The sequence below is a fragment of the Sulfitobacter sp. SBS6 genome, from assembly GCF_048285585.1.
GTDB lineage: Bacteria > Pseudomonadota > Alphaproteobacteria > Rhodobacterales > Rhodobacteraceae > Sulfitobacter > Sulfitobacter pontiacus.
On record NZ_JBLWBA010000002.1, the window covers coordinates 128,868 to 145,634 of the forward strand.

Annotated in this window: 17 protein-coding genes; 11 read left to right on the forward strand and 6 right to left on the reverse strand. The window is 61.1% G+C overall.

The window, feature by feature from the left end:
- Positions 1 to 321: 321 nt before the first annotated feature.
- Entirely contained in the window at positions 322 to 2,112 is a 1,791-nt protein-coding gene (locus tag ACNQ62_RS00725) for a Hint domain-containing protein (RefSeq protein ID WP_418093947.1), read from the forward strand.
- A gap of 75 nt (positions 2,113 to 2,187) precedes the next feature.
- Here ACNQ62_RS00725 and ACNQ62_RS00730 read toward each other — a convergent pair whose 3' ends face one another.
- From ACNQ62_RS00730 to ACNQ62_RS00740, 3 genes are read right to left on the reverse strand one after another with little or no spacing between them, the layout of a single operon-like run.
- Complete coding sequence (locus tag ACNQ62_RS00730; RefSeq protein ID WP_418093948.1) at positions 2,188 to 3,204, reverse strand: siderophore-interacting protein; 1,017 nt, start codon at positions 3,202 to 3,204, stop codon at positions 2,188 to 2,190.
- The gene (locus ACNQ62_RS00735; RefSeq protein ID WP_418093949.1) at positions 3,197 to 4,420 is read right to left on the reverse strand and encodes an MFS transporter; all 1,224 of its coding nucleotides are present in this window, start codon (positions 4,418 to 4,420) and stop codon (positions 3,197 to 3,199) included. The genes ACNQ62_RS00730 and ACNQ62_RS00735 overlap by 8 nt, the downstream gene beginning before the upstream one ends.
- Positions 4,420 to 6,513, reverse strand: a complete 2,094-nt coding sequence (locus tag ACNQ62_RS00740) for a TonB-dependent siderophore receptor (protein WP_064216576.1) — start codon at positions 6,511 to 6,513, stop codon at positions 4,420 to 4,422. The genes ACNQ62_RS00735 and ACNQ62_RS00740 overlap by 1 nt, the downstream gene beginning before the upstream one ends.
- A gap of 302 nt (positions 6,514 to 6,815) precedes the next feature.
- On the opposite strand from ACNQ62_RS00740, the gene ACNQ62_RS00745 reads away from it, so the two are divergent.
- Entirely contained in the window at positions 6,816 to 7,256 is a 441-nt protein-coding gene (locus tag ACNQ62_RS00745; RefSeq protein ID WP_005848738.1) for a hypothetical protein, read from the forward strand.
- A gap of 109 nt (positions 7,257 to 7,365) precedes the next feature.
- Complete coding sequence (locus tag ACNQ62_RS00750; RefSeq protein WP_005848741.1) at positions 7,366 to 7,839, forward strand: Dps family protein; 474 nt, start codon at positions 7,366 to 7,368, stop codon at positions 7,837 to 7,839.
- A 44-nt stretch (positions 7,840 to 7,883) separates the two neighbouring features.
- On the opposite strand, the gene ACNQ62_RS00755 is transcribed toward ACNQ62_RS00750, so the two are convergent.
- Both ACNQ62_RS00755 and ACNQ62_RS00760 read right to left on the reverse strand, forming a co-directional pair.
- Positions 7,884 to 8,129, reverse strand: coding sequence for a DUF1289 domain-containing protein (locus ACNQ62_RS00755; protein ID WP_009824242.1), 246 nt, complete (start codon positions 8,127 to 8,129; stop codon positions 7,884 to 7,886).
- A 138-nt stretch (positions 8,130 to 8,267) separates the two neighbouring features.
- Positions 8,268 to 8,774 (reverse strand): superoxide dismutase family protein, encoded by a 507-nt coding sequence (locus ACNQ62_RS00760; RefSeq protein ID WP_005848745.1) that lies wholly within the window; start codon positions 8,772 to 8,774, stop codon positions 8,268 to 8,270.
- A 217-nt stretch (positions 8,775 to 8,991) separates the two neighbouring features.
- Between ACNQ62_RS00760 and ACNQ62_RS00765 the strand changes: the two genes are divergently transcribed.
- The 3 genes from ACNQ62_RS00765 to ACNQ62_RS00775 all read left to right on the forward strand — a co-directional run bounded on the left by ACNQ62_RS00765 (position 8,992) and on the right by ACNQ62_RS00775 (position 10,415).
- Positions 8,992 to 9,345: a PRC-barrel domain-containing protein gene (locus ACNQ62_RS00765; RefSeq protein WP_174226631.1), complete on the forward strand. Its 354-nt coding sequence runs from the start codon at positions 8,992 to 8,994 to the stop codon at positions 9,343 to 9,345.
- Between the two features lie 168 nt (positions 9,346 to 9,513).
- Positions 9,514 to 10,005, forward strand: coding sequence for an MgtC/SapB family protein (locus ACNQ62_RS00770; RefSeq protein WP_180829799.1), 492 nt, complete (start codon positions 9,514 to 9,516; stop codon positions 10,003 to 10,005).
- A gap of 113 nt (positions 10,006 to 10,118) precedes the next feature.
- Positions 10,119 to 10,415, forward strand: a complete 297-nt coding sequence (locus ACNQ62_RS00775; RefSeq protein WP_289082184.1) for a hypothetical protein — start codon at positions 10,119 to 10,121, stop codon at positions 10,413 to 10,415.
- An 82-nt stretch (positions 10,416 to 10,497) separates the two neighbouring features.
- Here ACNQ62_RS00775 and ACNQ62_RS00780 read toward each other — a convergent pair whose 3' ends face one another.
- Positions 10,498 to 11,166, reverse strand: coding sequence for a L,D-transpeptidase (locus ACNQ62_RS00780; protein ID WP_005848752.1), 669 nt, complete (start codon positions 11,164 to 11,166; stop codon positions 10,498 to 10,500).
- A gap of 228 nt (positions 11,167 to 11,394) precedes the next feature.
- Between ACNQ62_RS00780 and ACNQ62_RS00785 the strand changes: the two genes are divergently transcribed.
- From ACNQ62_RS00785 to ACNQ62_RS00805, 5 genes are all read left to right on the forward strand, one after another.
- Positions 11,395 to 12,072 carry a gluconate 2-dehydrogenase subunit 3 family protein gene (locus ACNQ62_RS00785; RefSeq protein WP_005848754.1) on the forward strand — a complete coding sequence of 226 codons (678 nt, stop codon included), beginning with the start codon at positions 11,395 to 11,397 and terminating at the stop codon, positions 12,070 to 12,072.
- 3 nt (positions 12,073 to 12,075) lie between these two features.
- Positions 12,076 to 13,857, forward strand: coding sequence for a GMC family oxidoreductase (locus ACNQ62_RS00790; RefSeq protein WP_418093950.1), 1,782 nt, complete (start codon positions 12,076 to 12,078; stop codon positions 13,855 to 13,857).
- A 15-nt stretch (positions 13,858 to 13,872) separates the two neighbouring features.
- Positions 13,873 to 14,619, forward strand: coding sequence for a c-type cytochrome (locus ACNQ62_RS00795; protein WP_418093951.1), 747 nt, complete (start codon positions 13,873 to 13,875; stop codon positions 14,617 to 14,619).
- 45 nt (positions 14,620 to 14,664) lie between these two features.
- The gene (locus ACNQ62_RS00800) at positions 14,665 to 15,282 is read left to right on the forward strand and encodes a DedA family protein (RefSeq protein ID WP_037941363.1); all 618 of its coding nucleotides are present in this window, start codon (positions 14,665 to 14,667) and stop codon (positions 15,280 to 15,282) included.
- Between the two features lie 77 nt (positions 15,283 to 15,359).
- Complete coding sequence (locus ACNQ62_RS00805) at positions 15,360 to 16,760, forward strand: APC family permease (RefSeq protein ID WP_418093952.1); 1,401 nt, start codon at positions 15,360 to 15,362, stop codon at positions 16,758 to 16,760.
- Positions 16,761 to 16,767 lie beyond the last annotated feature (7 nt).

Below are 16,767 nucleotides of genomic sequence, written 5' to 3' on the forward strand. Positions count from 1 at the left end.
CAAGCAGGCCGGTGAGATAGGGCATATTCACGCTGCCTTTTCTCGTCATACTGGCATTGCTTCGCAAGTAATTCTTAGACCAAAGCGCGGGGTGGCAGTAATGCCGCCCCCATTTTGTATTCACTGATCGTAAAACGTGAACCATCGCCCCACTCACAACTGACGCGAGAAGGCCGCTACGTCAACTTATCACAAAGCCGTTAAATCCGTTGCCAGATGCGCATACCGCGATAAAAAGAACGTTAGTTTTTTCACGATTTGCGAAACCTTTGCCGACTTCGGACCGTGGTTTCTTGCAGAAATCACGCGGAGCAGACGACAATGGCAGCGATCAACGGCACGACGGGGACAGATACCCTTCAAGGTACGGCAGAAGACGACCGGATCGATGCAGGTGCCGGCAACGACCGCGTGTCTGGCGAAGGCGGCGACGACCGGATCGACGGTGGCGCGGGCGATGACCTGCTGTATGGTGATGCAGGCGTCGGTACGGCACCGGGCAACGACGCGTCTCCGATCACGTTGTCTTATGCCAGCCGCCTTTTCAACACGGGCAACTCTGCCGACGAAGGCGACAGCGTCTTTTATGACAACGTGGCAACGTTGGACAATGGCGGCGGCGTTTTCGCGCGGCTGGTGCTGGTCGACACCTCGAATGACGACATGCCCATCGACCTTACCGGTGGCACCGGCTTCGAGATCCTGCTGAACTCCGGTAATGGAAGCAGGAGCAGGTATGCCGGTGAAACCGCGACCTTCCGGCTCGAATTCTACGACCGCCAGCACTACGTCGATACGGGCGAGTTCAAGCCGATCGCGCTGAATTCCACCGCGACCTTCAACGATCTGGATCGCAACAACCCCGGCGATCAGGAATCCGTGACGCTGGACACCAACAGCTTCACCTCCTTTGCGACCAGCGATGACACGTCGTTGAATGTCACCAATGCCGATGGCACCGTAACCGCAGCGGGCACCGAGGCGAACTCCCCCGACGATCAGGATGCCTGGTTCTCGGGCCAGTTCGAGAACCGCGAGTTTATCGAGTTCACGCTCGAAACCCGTTCCACGCAGTCGGGCTTCACCCTGTCTGGCGACCTGATTGATGACGCCGTTGTGACCCCGATCGAAGCGGGCAATGACACCATTCTGGGCGGCGAGGGCGACGACACGATCATTGGTCAGGGCGGGAACGACAGCCTGGACGGTGGCGAAGGCGACGATCAGATCGAAGGCGGCGACGGGCAGGATACCATCACCTCGGGTGGCGGCAACGACCGCGCCGAAGGGGGGCAAGGCTCCGACCTGTTCAACTTTACCTCGGGCGGCAATCACACCATCGTGGGTGGCGAAGATGCGGACGGCACAGATGTCGACGTTCTGAACCTCAGCGGGCTGGATCGGTCGCAGTACACGCTGACCAAAACGGGCCCTGAATCCGGCACCATCGAATTCCGCGATGCCGATGGCAACGTGACCGGCACCACAACATATTCGGAGATCGAAGAGGTCGTGATCTGCTTTACCCCCGGCACTACCATCGCCACGCGACGCGGCGAGATCCCGGTGCAGCAGATCAAGGTTGGCGATCTGGTCGTCACCCGTGACAACGGCCTGCAGCCGGTCCGGTGGGTGGGCCGCCGCAATCTGGGGCGCGACAACCTGCTGCGCACCCCCGGCTTCAACCCCGTTCGGATCAAGGCCGGTGCCTTTGGCGAAGGCGTGCCGCAGCGCGATATGATGGTCAGCCCGAACCACCGCATGCTTGTCGCCTCCGAAACGGCCGAGGTGATGTTCAGCGAACGCGAAGTTCTGGTCGCGGCGAAACATCTGGTCGGGCTCGACGGGATCGAAACCATCACGCCGGACAGGGTCAGCTACATCCACATGCTGTTTGACAACCACGAAGTCGTGTTTGCGGACGGCACATGGGCCGAAAGCTTCCAGCCGGGGGCACATTCGATGGCTGGCATCCAGTCCGAACAGCGCAGCGAGATCCTGTCGCTGTTCCCCGAACTTGATGCGGCTGACGGCATGTCCAACTTTGTCGCTGCCCGGCGGTCCCTGCGCGCCCACGAGGCGCAACTGCTGGTATCCGCCAGCGCCGCGTAAGCTGCGCAATCCGGCGCAAGTAACGAAAAGGCAGCCCTTTAACAGGCTGCCTTTTTTTGCGTGGATGACAGGGTTTTACCAAAAGGCCGAGATGTAAGACCGCTCCGCCGCGCCGCCGTGCTCTTTCCACGTCTTGCGCACCTGCGTCGCCATCGCTTTTTGCCCCGCGAACCATAAAAACCCGTCCGCCGCAGATGAAACCGCGTCGCAGGCCGCCTGCCCCATCGTGGGACGCGCGGCCTCGCTGGCGATAACAACCTCCAGTCCTGTGTGCTTTGGGAACGGATAATGCGCGGCATCTACATGCGATGGATACAGCATGATGCGCCCGGACAGATCGGGGTTCGCCTCCATAATACGGGCGATGGCCGGAAAGGCGGTATCATCGGCAAATCCGAACACCGGCCCCGTGATCGTACAGCCGCCGCCGCCCGGTCCGGTGACAAGGATCTGCGTCCCCAGTTCAACGCTGCGCGCCCAATCGGTGGTACGCCCGCCTTCGTGGATAAAGAGGTCGAACACCAGCAGCCCGTTTTCCCGATCCACCCGCCGCGCCGTATAGACCGGCAGATGCAGCTTGTGTTCACCCTTGGGCCAGACCGTTGCCCCGTTCTCTCCGATGCGGGGCCATTGGGGGGTCTTGCCCGGTTGCGCGATGCCAAGGCGGAAATGGATCGCACTGTCAGAAAACCGCGCCACATCGCCAGCCAGCGTGACCCGCATAAACCCGCAGTCCAACATCTCGCGGTGCTGCACCGTCATCAACCGTGCGTTATCGGGCAAAGCACCCTGACGTACACCATCCGACCAGCGGATCGCCTGCGCCGCATCGGGCATGACGCTGCCGATCTGATCCACCAGACTGTCCTTCAACGTCTGCAGGAAATCGGCGCGCGCGGTCGATATCTCGGCCCTGCAATTGGCACCCGACGGGGCAAAGGCGATCCGCCCATAATAGGTGCCCACGACAATCCCCTGCGCCCCATCCTGTTCGACGTGCAGGTCATGCTCTGCCGCTTCGGCCAAGGTGGCCTGACGCAGGGTCGCGAAATTGACGCCGGGCAATTCGGTTTGTGCAGTGTGATCAGACATGGGCCACCCCCTGTTGCGGTGCGCGCTGCCCCGAGACCCGCCAGATCAGCGGCAATGCCGCAAGCGAGACGGCACAGGCCACACCAAAAAAGAAACCATAACCAAGATGCTCGGCGATGACCCCGGCGACCATGCCCGAGACCATGCTCACCGCCGCATCCATACATTGGAACAAAGTAAAATCGACGCCGCCCTGCCGCGGGTCGGACCAGTTCATGAACTGCCCGTAAAGGGCGACGAAACCAAAGGCCATGACGGCCGCGCTGCTGACCATCGCAATCGGGGCCACCGTTGCAGCGGCGAAAACGCCACCCGCCGCCGATAGGCCAACCACCCCGAGGATCAGCGCCTGAAGCGCCACCGCACCTGCCAGCACCACGCGGGTGCCGAAACGGCGCACCACGGCACCGCCGGTCATCGCCCCCGCAAAGCCCAAGGTCAGGCTGCCGAGCCCGCTGAGCAGTCCAAGCTGACCCAGATCATAGCCCGCATCGATAAAGTAAGGCCCGAACATCCCCATCGCGGTTTTCTGCGCCACGACATAAAGCGCCGCGACCAGTAAACCCTGACGCACCTCGGCGCGGGCCAAGGCGGTTCTAAGTTGCGGTTGATGCGGTCGCGCCTGCGCGGTTTTCGCCCGCGCGATGATCGCAAAGGGGACGCAGAGCACAGCAATCACCGCCGCCATCCCCCATGCGCCCACCAGCCATCCAGCGCGGTCCACGAGGATCAGGAACACGCCCCCGCCGATCGCAGCCCCTAGATAGGCACCGCCCACCTGCGCCGCATTGCCCCAGCCGTATTGCGTGTCCTTCAACGCCGCCACGGCATAGCCGTCGCAGGCAATATCCACCGTGGCCGTCGCAAAGGCCGCCACCATCAGCACCGCCAGAACAGGCAGCACTGGCGACGGGCCGATCAGCCCCACCACGAAAAGCGCCGCGATCACCACCGCAGCGCCGAGTGTTACAATCGTGACCGACCGGTCCCGCCCGCCATCGGGCAGCCGGAACCGTTCAACCCTCGGTGCCCAAAGGAACTTGAGCGCCCAAGGCAGCACCAGTACCGAGATCAACCCGATCTGGTCCAGGGGCAGCTTCTGCGCGCGCAACACCCCCGGCAGCCCCGACCATGTGACGCCCGCAATCACGCTTTGCGCGATATAGATGCCGCCGATCGCGCCGACGACACCCCAAGTTCCCCCGGACCGCGCCATCAGAAGCGGTAGCTGACGCTGGCCGTGGCCGTGCGCCCTTCGTAGCGATAGCAATAGTCCGCGCTGCAGGTCTGGTCTGTGTTGTCAAAGACGTTCTTGACGTTGATCTGCGCGCTCAGCCCGTCATAACCGACTTCGCCAAAGTCATAGGACATCGACAGATCGGCAAAGACCTCGGCATCGTTCTTGTAGGTATTTGCATCGTCGCCATAGCTTTCGCCGACATAGCGCAGACCGGCCCCGAAGCCAAAGCCCTTGAACGCCCCGCTTTGCGGCTCGTAAAAGCCCCAGATCGATGCGGTGTGATGCGGTGTGGCCGACAGCTGGTTGCCCACGGTGCCGGTGGACCCTGCCTCGATCTCCATATCCAGATAGGTATAGGCGCTGGTCACGCGCAAACCATTGGCAAAGTTGAACTGGCCTTCGATCTCCAGCCCGCGCGACCGCAGGTCATAGGGCACCTGCACCTGGTTCAAGCCATTGAACGTCGCCGGATCAACTGTCTGGAAGACAACCCCGTCCTCTTGGCGGATGTCAAACAGTGACGCGGTGATCAGGCTTTCCGTGCCCGGCAGCTGGTACTTGACGCCCACTTCCTTTTGCAGCCCGCGTGTCGGCTCTGCCGAACGGCCGCTGTTGGGGTCGGTGCTGTCGTCATAGACCAGCCCTGTGGTCGGCACGAAAGAGCTCGACACATTGGCATAGACAGACAGATCGGTGTTGAACGCATAGCTCAGCCCGACACGGCCCGAGAACCCGTTGTGCGATGTATCGGTGCCGTTCTGATTGGCGTCAAAGGTGGTCATGTCGACCCAGTCGTAACGACCGCTCAGGAACATCGTCCACGGGCCGGAACTCAGCTGGTCGTGCACATAGACGCCATACTGATACATCTCCTGACCGTTGGAATAGGGCTGATCCACCGCATCCGTGTCGGCGGCAGAGACATAGCCGACACCGCCATAATAGGCGTCATAGGACGACTGCGTGTAATCGAAACCGGCCACAACCGTGTGGTCAAACGCACCGGTAGAGAAATGCCCCTCGGCATAGGTATCGACCGAGAAATTCTCGGAATTCTCAAGGTAATGGCCCCAGTAGCGCCCGAACCCCGTGCCCGCCGCATAGATGCCGCTGAACTCAAGATCCGCATCCACTTCGGAATACCGCAGGTTCTGGCGCAGGGTCACGCCATTGTCCATCTCGTGCTCAAGCTCGTAGCCGACGCGCCATTGTTCGTTCACAAAGTCATTATAGTCAGGATCGCCGACGTAAATATCAGACGCTTCGCCCTGCGACGGGTTGTAGTAAGACGCCGTGCCGCCGCGGGTTGATTCAGAATATTCAGTCAGCACGGTGATCTTGGTCCGGTCCGTCAACTGATAGGTAAAGGACGGGGCCAGCAGCGCCAGATCATCGCTATAGCCCGGCAGTGGCGTATCCGCATCCCGCGCGACACCGGTCAGACGATAGCTGAGCCGTCCGTCGGTGCCGACGGGGCCGGTGAAATCGAACGCCAGCTCTTTGCGGCTGTCGGTGCCAAAGGTGAGCTTGAGCTCGTTATAGGCGTCGTCCTTGGGGCGTTTGGAGATGATGTTTACCAGACCGCCCGCACCGCTGACGCCATACATCGACGACGATGGCCCCTTCAGCACGGAAACCCCTTCGAACGTGTAGGGGTGGTTCTGGAACCACGCCGACGGCCCGTTCACCTGACGCAGGCCATCGCGGAACAACCCGTCATAATAGGCCGAGAAACCGCGCAGATAGACCGCGTCATAGCGCGAGTCGAAACCGAAGTTGGTGACATTCGTCCCCGAGGTATAGCCCAACGCGTCCAGCAGCGTGCGCGGCTCCTGATCTTCGATCTGGTCCTGCCCGACGGTGCTGATCGCTTGGGGGATGTCACGGATGGGGGTGTCGACCCGCGTGGCCTGACGCCCCGATTCGGCCACATACCCGTTTTGCAGCAGCGTCGCATCGCTTTCCGCCTCAAGCGTGAGCGTCCCCAGATCAAGCGTATCCGCCTCCTGCGCATAGGCGGGGTGTGATGCGGCCAGCGCGGCCACCAAGGCAATCCTTGAAATTTGCATGGAATTCTGTCCCTTACTGTTTTAGTCGGAAATGAACCGCCGTGCGGCTATTGTCAAACTGAAATAGTAAGGTATTCACTTGCGCGAGACCTAATCAGGTCAGCGCGCCGGGGCAAGCCGCTGCGTCACAAACTTGGCCATCACAAGCGGCATCCTTCCTACACCCATGTAATCACGAAGTATTTTCAAATACCCCACTAAAACACTCCCCCTTGTCGGGGCGAAGCTTATACCCTATAAATAAAGTAAGATATTCAACCGGACAGGCCCCAACCCTGCCCCATGTATGGACTTCTCTTGATATGGCATCTTTGGCGACCCTTCCGATCCTCGACCGCGACGACGCTCCGGCACAGGCTCCCGCCCCCCGTATCACCCCCGAACAACGCGCCGCGCTGACCCATTTGCGGATGTCGGCGATGGCCTGCCGCGTCGCCGCGCGCACGGATCTTTACGAAGCCTGCGCCCTGCTCAGCCTTGATGGCGAGGACGCGAAACGCACATTTGTGGATACGCTGATCAAATGTTTGCCGAATGCGGTGCAGCGCAAGGTCGTCTGGTTCGCGCCGGGCACAGACACGCTATCGTTTGACGAAGCATGGATCCTGCGCTGCCTGACCAGCATCCGCGAGGACGATCCCGCCAGTCTCAACTTCCTGATCAAGTCGCGCGTAGCCCCTGCGGACCGACGCTATATCGGCTATCTTCTTGGCCAGATTTCCGAGCAGTTTTCTCAAGTTTAGAATAATTCCAAAAAGACCTTGGCAAACCGTTTTTGGTGTCTATGTTGAATGGACAGCAAGCTAGTACCGTGCCAGCCAGTCAGAATTTTAATCACTTGGGGACGAGAAAATGAACCAGACAGCAGCTGCTTTGACAACCGATGCAAAAACAGCAATCGCCGATGCATTGAACCAATGCGTTGCGGAAACCGCCGTGACGACAATGCTGGCGCAAAACTTTCACTGGAACGTAAAAGGCATGGGTTTCGGCCCGCTGCACGACCTGTTCCAGAAGATCTACGAAGACCACTTTGTCGCGCAGGATGATCTGGCAGAGCGTATTCGCGCCCTTGATGTCCATGCCGAAGGGATGCTTGCAGGCATGCTGAAGCGGTCCAAGATCAACGAACATGATGGCCACGCCAACGACAAGGAAATGATCCGCATCATGATGGAAGCGCAGGAAACGCTGGCCTCCACCATCGCGGGCGCGGGCCAATTGGCCGCCGACCACGGCGACACGCTGACAGAAGATCTGTGCATCGCACGCGGGACAGAGCACGAGAAATTCGCGTGGTTCCTGCGCGCACACCTCGCAGGCTAACCAGCCCGCCCGCTGATCCCGTCAGCACCCAAATCAAATCGCGGCTAGAGAAGCTTCTCGGCCGCGATTTTGCGTTTTGCCAGCTTCTTGCGATAGGCCAGATCCCAATGGCTGTATTTACCCAGACGTTCCTGTTGCGCGGTCAGCATCTGGATAAAGCCGACGCGGTGGCTTTCTTTCTTCAGCGATTTGAACATGGATTTCTGCGCCTTGGTCATCGAACACCCGATGCAATGGCCTTCGCGTTTGAACTTGCACACGTCGATGCAGGGGCTGGGTGTTTTTGCCATGGGAAACCTTGCTGATTGATCCGGCGGTTTGCCCCCTGCCCGTGCAGGGTGCCAGCGGTAGCCTATGCCAGCAAAAGCAAGGCCGCGCCAGTGGGGGCGCGGTCTTGGTCGTTCAAATCATCGTTTGCCGAAGGGGGATCAGGCGGGGTCAGCACCAAAGACACCGCAGGCAATCCGGTCGCCCGCATCACCCGAGGGTTGCGAGCTGTAATCATCCTGCCCGCCGTGGATTACAAAGGCAGCGCCGTCGTCATCCATCAGATGCTCTTCGACATTCAGGAACGGCAAGAACACTTCCTGCTCTACGGTGCCGTCACTGCCCACCGTGACATTCGGCATATCACCGGGGTGCGGGCCACCGGCGGTCAACACGCCATGCTCGCGGTCCCCCGCGATATGTCCGCCAGCGGATTTGAACCCGTCGCCCGAACAATCACCGGTTTCATGCAGATGCACCGCGATGCCCCCTGCCGGCAGGTTGGACAGCGACAGTTTTGCCAGCGCCACGCCGGACTCGGTATCCTGGACCGTCACGGTTCCGACCTCTGCCCCTTCGGCATCCATAACCGGCGCAGTCGTCTCGGCGGCGAAAGCGGCGCTTGTCATCAGCCCGCAGGCCACGGCGGTGGTGAGTGCGAATTTCATTGGAATCTCCCTTTTCATGCTTGGGTTTGAACCGGCCAGCTGTGGTCGATTGGTCAAAGACCAACCCGCCGCATTTACCCAAAGTTCCAAGCCCCCGTGCCCGCACGGCCAAACAACGCCCATCGGCAGAAGTTAGCCGCCCGCCGAAGGCCGCGGAACCGCCGCGCCGCCTCTGTCGTTTCAACTACAGGTAACCACAACACAGGAGAGTTTCGACATGACTGCGACATCACATTCTAGCCTCGTATCTTCCTCTGACGTGAATGGTACGACTGTTTACAGCCGCGACGGCACGCATATCGGGTCCATTGATCATCTGATGATCGACAAGCAATCCGGCAAGGTCGCCTATGCCGTGATGGGCTTTGGCGGATTTCTGGGCCTGGGCGAGGATCACCACCCCGTGCCGTGGGGCAAGCTTGAATACGACACCACCAAAGAAGGCTTCGTGACCGACATCACCGAAGAGCAGGTTAAAGGCGCACCAACCCGCAGCGACGGTTGGGTGACAGACCGCGAATGGGAACGCCGGACCCACGAACACTATATGGTGCCGAATTACTGGATCTGATCCACAGAAGTTAACAACCGCAGACCGTCCCCACATCCGGGGGCGGTCTTTTTCTGTCACCGCCCTATATCCAGACCATCAGCTTTCAAGAGACCGGATTGCCCCCATGCCCAGTTCCGCCCCCTGCCCGCCTCTCCCGCACCCGTCTTGCGCGCAGGAGACACGCTGATGTGGGAGGATCTGCTGAACGAATTCTCCCTCGCCCCCAGCCTGCCCCTGTCGGTCGTTGTGGCCCGCACCCTTGCGACTGTGGTATTCTGCGGGCTGATCGGGCTTGAACGCGAAACCTCCAAACGGCCCGCGGGTCTGCGCACGCATATGCTGATCGGCCTCGCGTCGTGCATCTACTGCCTGCTGACCCTCGCCCTGCTCGCCCGCAGCGCCGAATTCGGCGATACCATCCGGATGGACCCCCTGCGTATCATCGAGGCGGTGACCAGCGGCGTCGCTTTCCTTGCCGCGGGGCTGATCGTCTTTTCCCAAGGCAAGGTGCGCGGCCTGACCACGGGGGCCAGCATGTGGGTCGCCGCCGCCGTTGGTGTGGCTTGCGGCTTGGGCGAATGGACGATCGCGGGCATGACCGTGATCCTCGCGCTGATCATCATCGCGCTGGTCCGCAAGCTTGAAAAACGCGCAGGCACCTATGAAGACCACGACTAGTCGCGGCCATCGGCAGCAATGCAACAGTTTGTGACCCAGAAACACGCGCCCTTGTTTTACAACTCCGGCGAAATACCCTAGCTGCATAGCAAATTCATATGAGGAATATCACGATGAGCGTTCGGGTTTGGATTGCAGGCTGTGCCGTATTGGCACTGGCTGCTTGTGCAGATGTACAGACCACCACTGACAAGATGACAACGGACGACGGGTTCTTCAAGGAACTGCCCGAAGGGGTGCGCATGGTGGCTGCCAAGAACCAGGATCTGACCGCGGTTAAGATCGACCCCAGCAACGGGTGCTACGTCTATCGCTACCGCGGGCCAGTCGAAACAACCTTCCTGCCCCTGCGCGCCGACAATGGCCGTCCGATCTGCACCCAAACGATCGCGGCTGCTGCGGCGGGCTAATCGCGCCCCGCGTCGTGACGTAAAAAGGCCGCCCGAAGCGTCTCGCTTCGGGCGGCCTTTTCATGTGTGCAAAGGTCCGGACTTAGGTCGCAGCCGTCACCAGCTCTTCCGGCGGGTACAGGACCGCGCGCGATCCGGTGTTCACGTTCTCGTAGAGGTCGTTGATATGCGCCATGATCATCCGCACGCAGCCAGAGCTTGCACGCCCCCCGATCGATTGCGGGTTAGGCGACCCGTGGATGCGCAAATAGGTGTCGCGGTTGCCGACGAAAAGATACAGCGCACGCGACCCCAAGGGGTTCTGCGGGCCTGCGTCCATCCCATCGGCATGTTGTTCATAAAGCTCGGGATCGCGGCGGATCATGTTCTGCGTCGGCGTCCAGGTTGGCCATTTCGCCTTGCGCTTGATCGAATAGGTGCCGGGCTCGTACAGGTCACCCCGCGCAATCGCCACGCCATAGCGCATGGCGGTGCCATTATCCTGAATGTGATACAGATACCGCGCGACCGCATCGACGTGGATATCGCCCGGCGTCAGACCGGGGTTCGCCTCGACCAGTCGGGGTAGAAAGCGGGGCGCGACGCCCCAGGGATTCGTCGTTGCAGGATCGTAGCCCGCAGGCGTTACCTGCGCATCCCATGCGTCCCACATCGACTTGTCTGTTGTCGCCGCGGCGGCGAGACTGGGGGCCAGAGGGGCAGAAAACAACGCGGCAGCGGAGCTGGTGATAAAATGGCGTTTGGTCAGCATGCGTGCACGCTCCTATTTAGTTAGTGCTTGACGATGTAACCCCCAATAGCGCGACCCTGTTCCCAAGAACCAGTCACATGGCTGTGTGAGTTTGTTTCGGCCTGCGCAAACTAGACCGCCCCCGGCAGAAACGCCACGACTAGTTTCGCCAAAATTTTTTGCAAAACTGCGGAACAACTCGTTCACGCGGGCGTTATTTAGACAAATGACCAATCATTTGGGTTTCGTATGCCAACGTATTCCAGACGATCAGTTCTATTCGGCTTCGGTGCCGCAGTCGGCCTTGCGTCCCTGCCGCGCCATGCCTTTGCCGCTCTTGATGGCACCCCGTTCACCTTCCTGACCGATTCCGAGGCCCGAAGCCTCGCACTGCTGTGTGACACGCTGATCCCGCAAGATGATTTCCCCTCGGCCAGTCAGGCCGGCGTGGTCGATTTCATCGACCTGCAACTTGCGGGCGGATATGGGCGCGGGGAACACCTGTATATGGACGGGCCCCACCCCCAAGGCACACCCGAGCAAGGCTACCAATCTCCCCTACGCCCCGCCGAGCTCTGGCGCGAGGGGCTGGCGGCGATGCAGACCGTCATCGGCCCGCTTGACGGACAACCGCAATCCGCGCTCGACCAGCTGATGACCGACCTGTCCGAGGATAGGCCCGCGCTTGCCGGTCGTGTCGGGGCCAAAACCTTCTTTACCGAACTCCACGCCCTGACGAACCAGGGCTATTTTGCCGACCCGATCTATGGCGGCAACAAGGGCTATGCCGGTTGGCATATGGTCGGCTTCCCCGGAGCCTTCGGCTATTTCACCGACACGGTCGACGCCCACAATCGCCCCTACCGGCAGCCCCCTATGGGCATCGGGCACCAACCGGGCACAAGCGACTTCAACTGGGAAAGGTAGATCATGGCACGGCGGCTGGCGAAAACAGATGTGGTCATCATCGGGGCCGGTTGGACGGGTCTGACAGCTGCATATGAACTTGCCCATGTTGGCAAACGCTGTGTGGTGCTGGAACGCGGATCCTACCGCCACGACGCCGATGATTTCGCCGCTCCCAAGGAACATGACGAACTGAAATATGCGGTGCACCACGCGCATATGATCAACACCCGCAAAGAGACCCTGACCTTCCGCAACAACGCCAGCCAGCAGGCGCTGCCGATGCGCAGGCTCGGGTCGTTCCTGCCCGGTGTCGGACTTGGCGGCGCGGGCATCCACTGGAACGGCCAGCTTTGGCGGCCCCTGCCCTCCGACCTCGAAATGCGCAGCCATTACGAAAATCGCTATGGTGCCGACTTCATTCCCGATGATCTGAATGTGCAGGATTGGGGCGTCACCTATGACGAGCTTGAGCCCCATTTCGATTTCTACGAGAAGATCTGCGGCACCTCTGGCACCGCAGGACAGATGGCAGACGGCCCGCGTGAAGGCGGCAACCCCTTCGAAGGGCCGCGCAGCGCCGATTATCCCAACCCGCCCATGCGCCAGCCCATCGGCCCCACCAAATTCGGGGAGGCGGCGCAAAAGCTCGGCTACCACCCTTTCCCCCTGCCCGCCGCCAACGCCACCAAGGAATACACCAACCCCTACGGTGCCAAGCTGCATCCCTGCACCTATTGCGGCTTTTGCGAACGCTTCGGCTGCGGCTACTACGCCAAGGCCGACCCGATCATCTGCGTTTATGACCAGATCAAATCCCACGAGAATTTTGAAATCCGCTATCAGGCACAGGTCTTGCGGGTCGAGAAGTCAGAGGACGGCAAGACCGCCACCGGTGTCACCTATCTGACCGACGCGGGCGAAGAAGTGTTCCAGCCCGCCGACATCGTCTGCATGAATGCCTATGGCCTGTGGAACGTGCATCTGATGCTGGTCTCCGGTCTGGGCAAACCCTACGATCCGAAAACCCGCACAGGCAGCGTGGGCCGGAACTATGCCTATCAGACGATGGCAGGCGTGAACGTGTTCTTTGAGGATCAGGTGGTGACCAATCCTTTCATGGGGGCGGGGGCGCTTGGCACGGTGATCGATGACTTCAACGGCGACAACTTCGACCACAGCGATCTGGGGTTTCTGGGCGGCGGCTATATCGCCTGCACGCAGACCAATGGCCGCCCGATCAACTACCAGCCCACGCCCGAAGGCACGCCCGCATGGGGTGCCGACTGGAAACGTGCCGTGCGCGAGAATTACCTGCACCACGCCAGCCTGACCGTCCACGGGTCATCTATGGCGACGCCCGATAACTACCTTGACCTCGATCCCACTTGGAAAGACGCCTATGGCCGCCCGCTGCTGCGGATGACCTTCAACTTCCCCGAAAACGACCGGCGCATGGCCGACTATGTGATGGGCAAGGCGCATGAGATCGCGCGCAATATGGAGAACGTGACATCCACCTCCGCCAGCAACCGCGCGGCAGAGGGCAGTGATTATTCCATCGTGCCCTATCAGACCACCCATAACACCGGCGGCACGGTGATGGGCACGGACCCGACCACCAGCGTCGTGAACCGTTTTGGCCAGATGTGGGATCATCACAACGTCTTTGTCTTTGGCGCAGGGCTGTTTCCGCAGAACCTTGGCTACAACCCCACAGGGCCGCTGATGGGTGTCGCCTATTGGACGCTCGATCACATGAAGAACGACTATATCGCCAACCCGCGCCCGCTGATGGACGCCTAAAGCAGAGGAGCCGCCATGAACATCCCTCACCGCCCCCTGCTTAGCCTCGCCTTCGCAGCCTTTTTGCCCGCGCTGGCCACCGCGCAGGCGATCCCTGCGGATCAGCCCTATGATACGGCGCGCGATCTGTTCAACATGACGGTCGATACGCCGCCCGACGCCGACACGCTGGCACGGGGGCAGGCGATCGCCCTACAGGGCGCGGGCGATGTGCAATCCTGCGTGACCTGCCACAGCGTTGATGGTCAGGGGGACGGGTCGGGCAGCTTCCCGCGGCTTACCGGACAACCGGCGTGGTATCTTGACAAGCAGCTGGATGACTATGCCAGCGACGCGCGGCCCGACGACCTGATGACGCCCGTCGCGCAATCCCTCTCTGACGACGACCGCGCCGCGGTCAGCGCCTATTACGCCTCTCTCGCCGCGCCGCTGCGGGTGGCGCGCGGGCAGGTCTCGGTACAAGACATCCAGAAAGGGGCCGCCATCGCGCGGGCCGGATCGCCTGACAAGGGCCTGCCCGCCTGCACCAACTGCCACGGGCCCGACGCCACGGGCAACCCGCCCTCGGTGCCCTATCTTGCCGGTCAATACGCCAACTACATGGTGCTGCAACTGGACCGCTGGAAACGCGGCCAGCGGGACAATGACTTTGGCGGCATGATGTCCGCCATCGCCCGCAAAATGACCGCCGAGGATATGCGCGCCATCAGTGAATACTACGAGCGTGTGGCCAACCCGCTGACGACGAAAGACCCTCAATGACCCTCAACGCCCCCTCCCCCGCAACGCAACAGAACCGGAGTCCCCATGTTTGACTGGATCACCGGCCTGCTGGATGCCGCAGGCTATCTGGGCGTCGCGTTTCTGATGTTCGCGGAAAACGTCTTTCCACCCATCCCGTCCGAGCTGATCATGCCGCTGGCGGGGTTTCTGGCCTATCAGGACCAGATGAACTTTGTCGGCGTGGTGATCGCGGGCAGCATCGGGTCGCTGGCGGGCACCTACCTCTACTACATCATCGCGCGCAAGATCGGGCACGACCGCGTGCGGCACCTTCTGGAAAAGCATGGCCGCTGGCTCACCATGTCCCCCGAGGATCTTGACCGCGCGTCGGACTGGTTCGACCGCCACGGCAATCTGGCCGTGCTCATGGGGCGCATGGTGCCCGCGATCCGCACTCTGATCTCGGTGCCCGCGGGGCTGACGCCGATGCATCACCTGCCATTTCTGGCTTTCTCGCTGGCGGGCACGGTGATCTGGAACACATTGCTGACCGGCCTCGGCTACGCGCTTGGGTCGCAATACGATCTGGTCGCGGACTACATGAACCCCGTGTCCAACGTTGTCATCGGCGCCTTGGTGCTGACCTACATCTACCGCGTGATCCGCAAGAAAGGCGGCAGCGCACAAGACGCCACGGGCTAGCCGTCGCTACGGGCGTGAACTGGTGACGGCTGTGATGTCGGGGCCACGCCCCCGGCAAGGGGGGAAGGGAGTGTCCCATGACCAAGGATGTTTCATCAGCGCCGGATCAAGACGGCGAGAAAACCGAACTTAAACGTGTGATGGGGCCCGGCTTGCTGCTGCTGTTCGTGGTGGGCGATGTCTTGGGCACAGGGATCTACGCGCTCACAGGCGAAGTCGCGGCAAAGGTCGGCGGCATTGTCTGGCTGCCGTTCCTCGTGGCCTTTGTCTTGGCCACCGTGACCGCCTGCAGCTACCTTGAACTTGTCACCAAATACCCCAAGGCCGCCGGCGCCGCGCTTTATACGCAAAAGGCCTTTGGCGTGCATTTCCTCACCTTCCTTGTGGCTTTCGCTGTGATGTCTAGCGGGATCACCTCGGCCTCTACCGCCTCGCAGGCCTTTGCCGAGAATTTCGGGAAAAGTTTCGGTCTGGGCGACGGGGCCTTCCTGATCACCGCCATCAGCATCGGCTTTATGGTGCTGCTGGGGCTGATCAACCTGCGCGGCGTCGGCGAAAGCGTGAAGGCAAATGTGGTGCTCACCTGCATCGAACTGACCGGCCTGCTGATCATCATCATGATCGGTGCCGCCGCGCTCATGGGCGGGCAAGGCGATTTCGGGCGCGCGTTCGATTTCAGCAGCGCCGGAGAGCAGGGGCTGTTCTGGCCCGTGATCGCCGCGACCACGCTGGCATTCTTTGCAATGGTCGGCTTCGAGGATTCCGTGAACATGGCCGAAGAAGCCAAGAACCCCTCGCGCATCTTTCCCAAAGTCCTGCTCGGCGGGCTGCTGATCACCGGCGTGATCTATCTGCTAGTGTCGATCACCGCCATTGCCCTTGTCGACGCAAAGGCCTTGGGCGAAGGGGCCACCCCCCTGCTCAAGGTCGTCGAAGCCGGCGCGCCCTGGTTCCCGCTCAGCGTCTTCGGCATCATCACCATGTGCGCCGTGGCAAACTCCGCACTGATCAACATGCTGATGGCCAGCCGCCTGCTGTACGGGATGGCGCAGGAAAAAGTGCTGCCCACCATTCTGGGCAAGGTGCTGCCCAAGCGGCGCACGCCCTATACCGCCATTGTCTTTACCACCGGGCTGGCGATCGCGCTGATCACCTTTGTCGGCGCGGTGCCTGATCTGGGGGGCACCACGGCGCTGCTGCTGCTTGCGGTGTTCACGCTGGTCAATATCGCCGTGCTGGTGCTGCGCAGCGATACGGTGGAGCACGACCATTTCACCAGCCCCCTCGGCCTGCCCTATATCGGCGCGATATCCTGCGCGTTTTTCGTCGGCCCGTGGACGGGGCGCGACAGCGTGCAATACCTCATCGCCGCGGTGCTGATCGGCTTGGGTGTGGTGCTCTGGGGTGCGACCGTGTTCTACATGAAATCAAAGGGGCAAGACCCGCTTGCCTCGGACATGGACAAATTGTCAGAGTGAAAGGAGC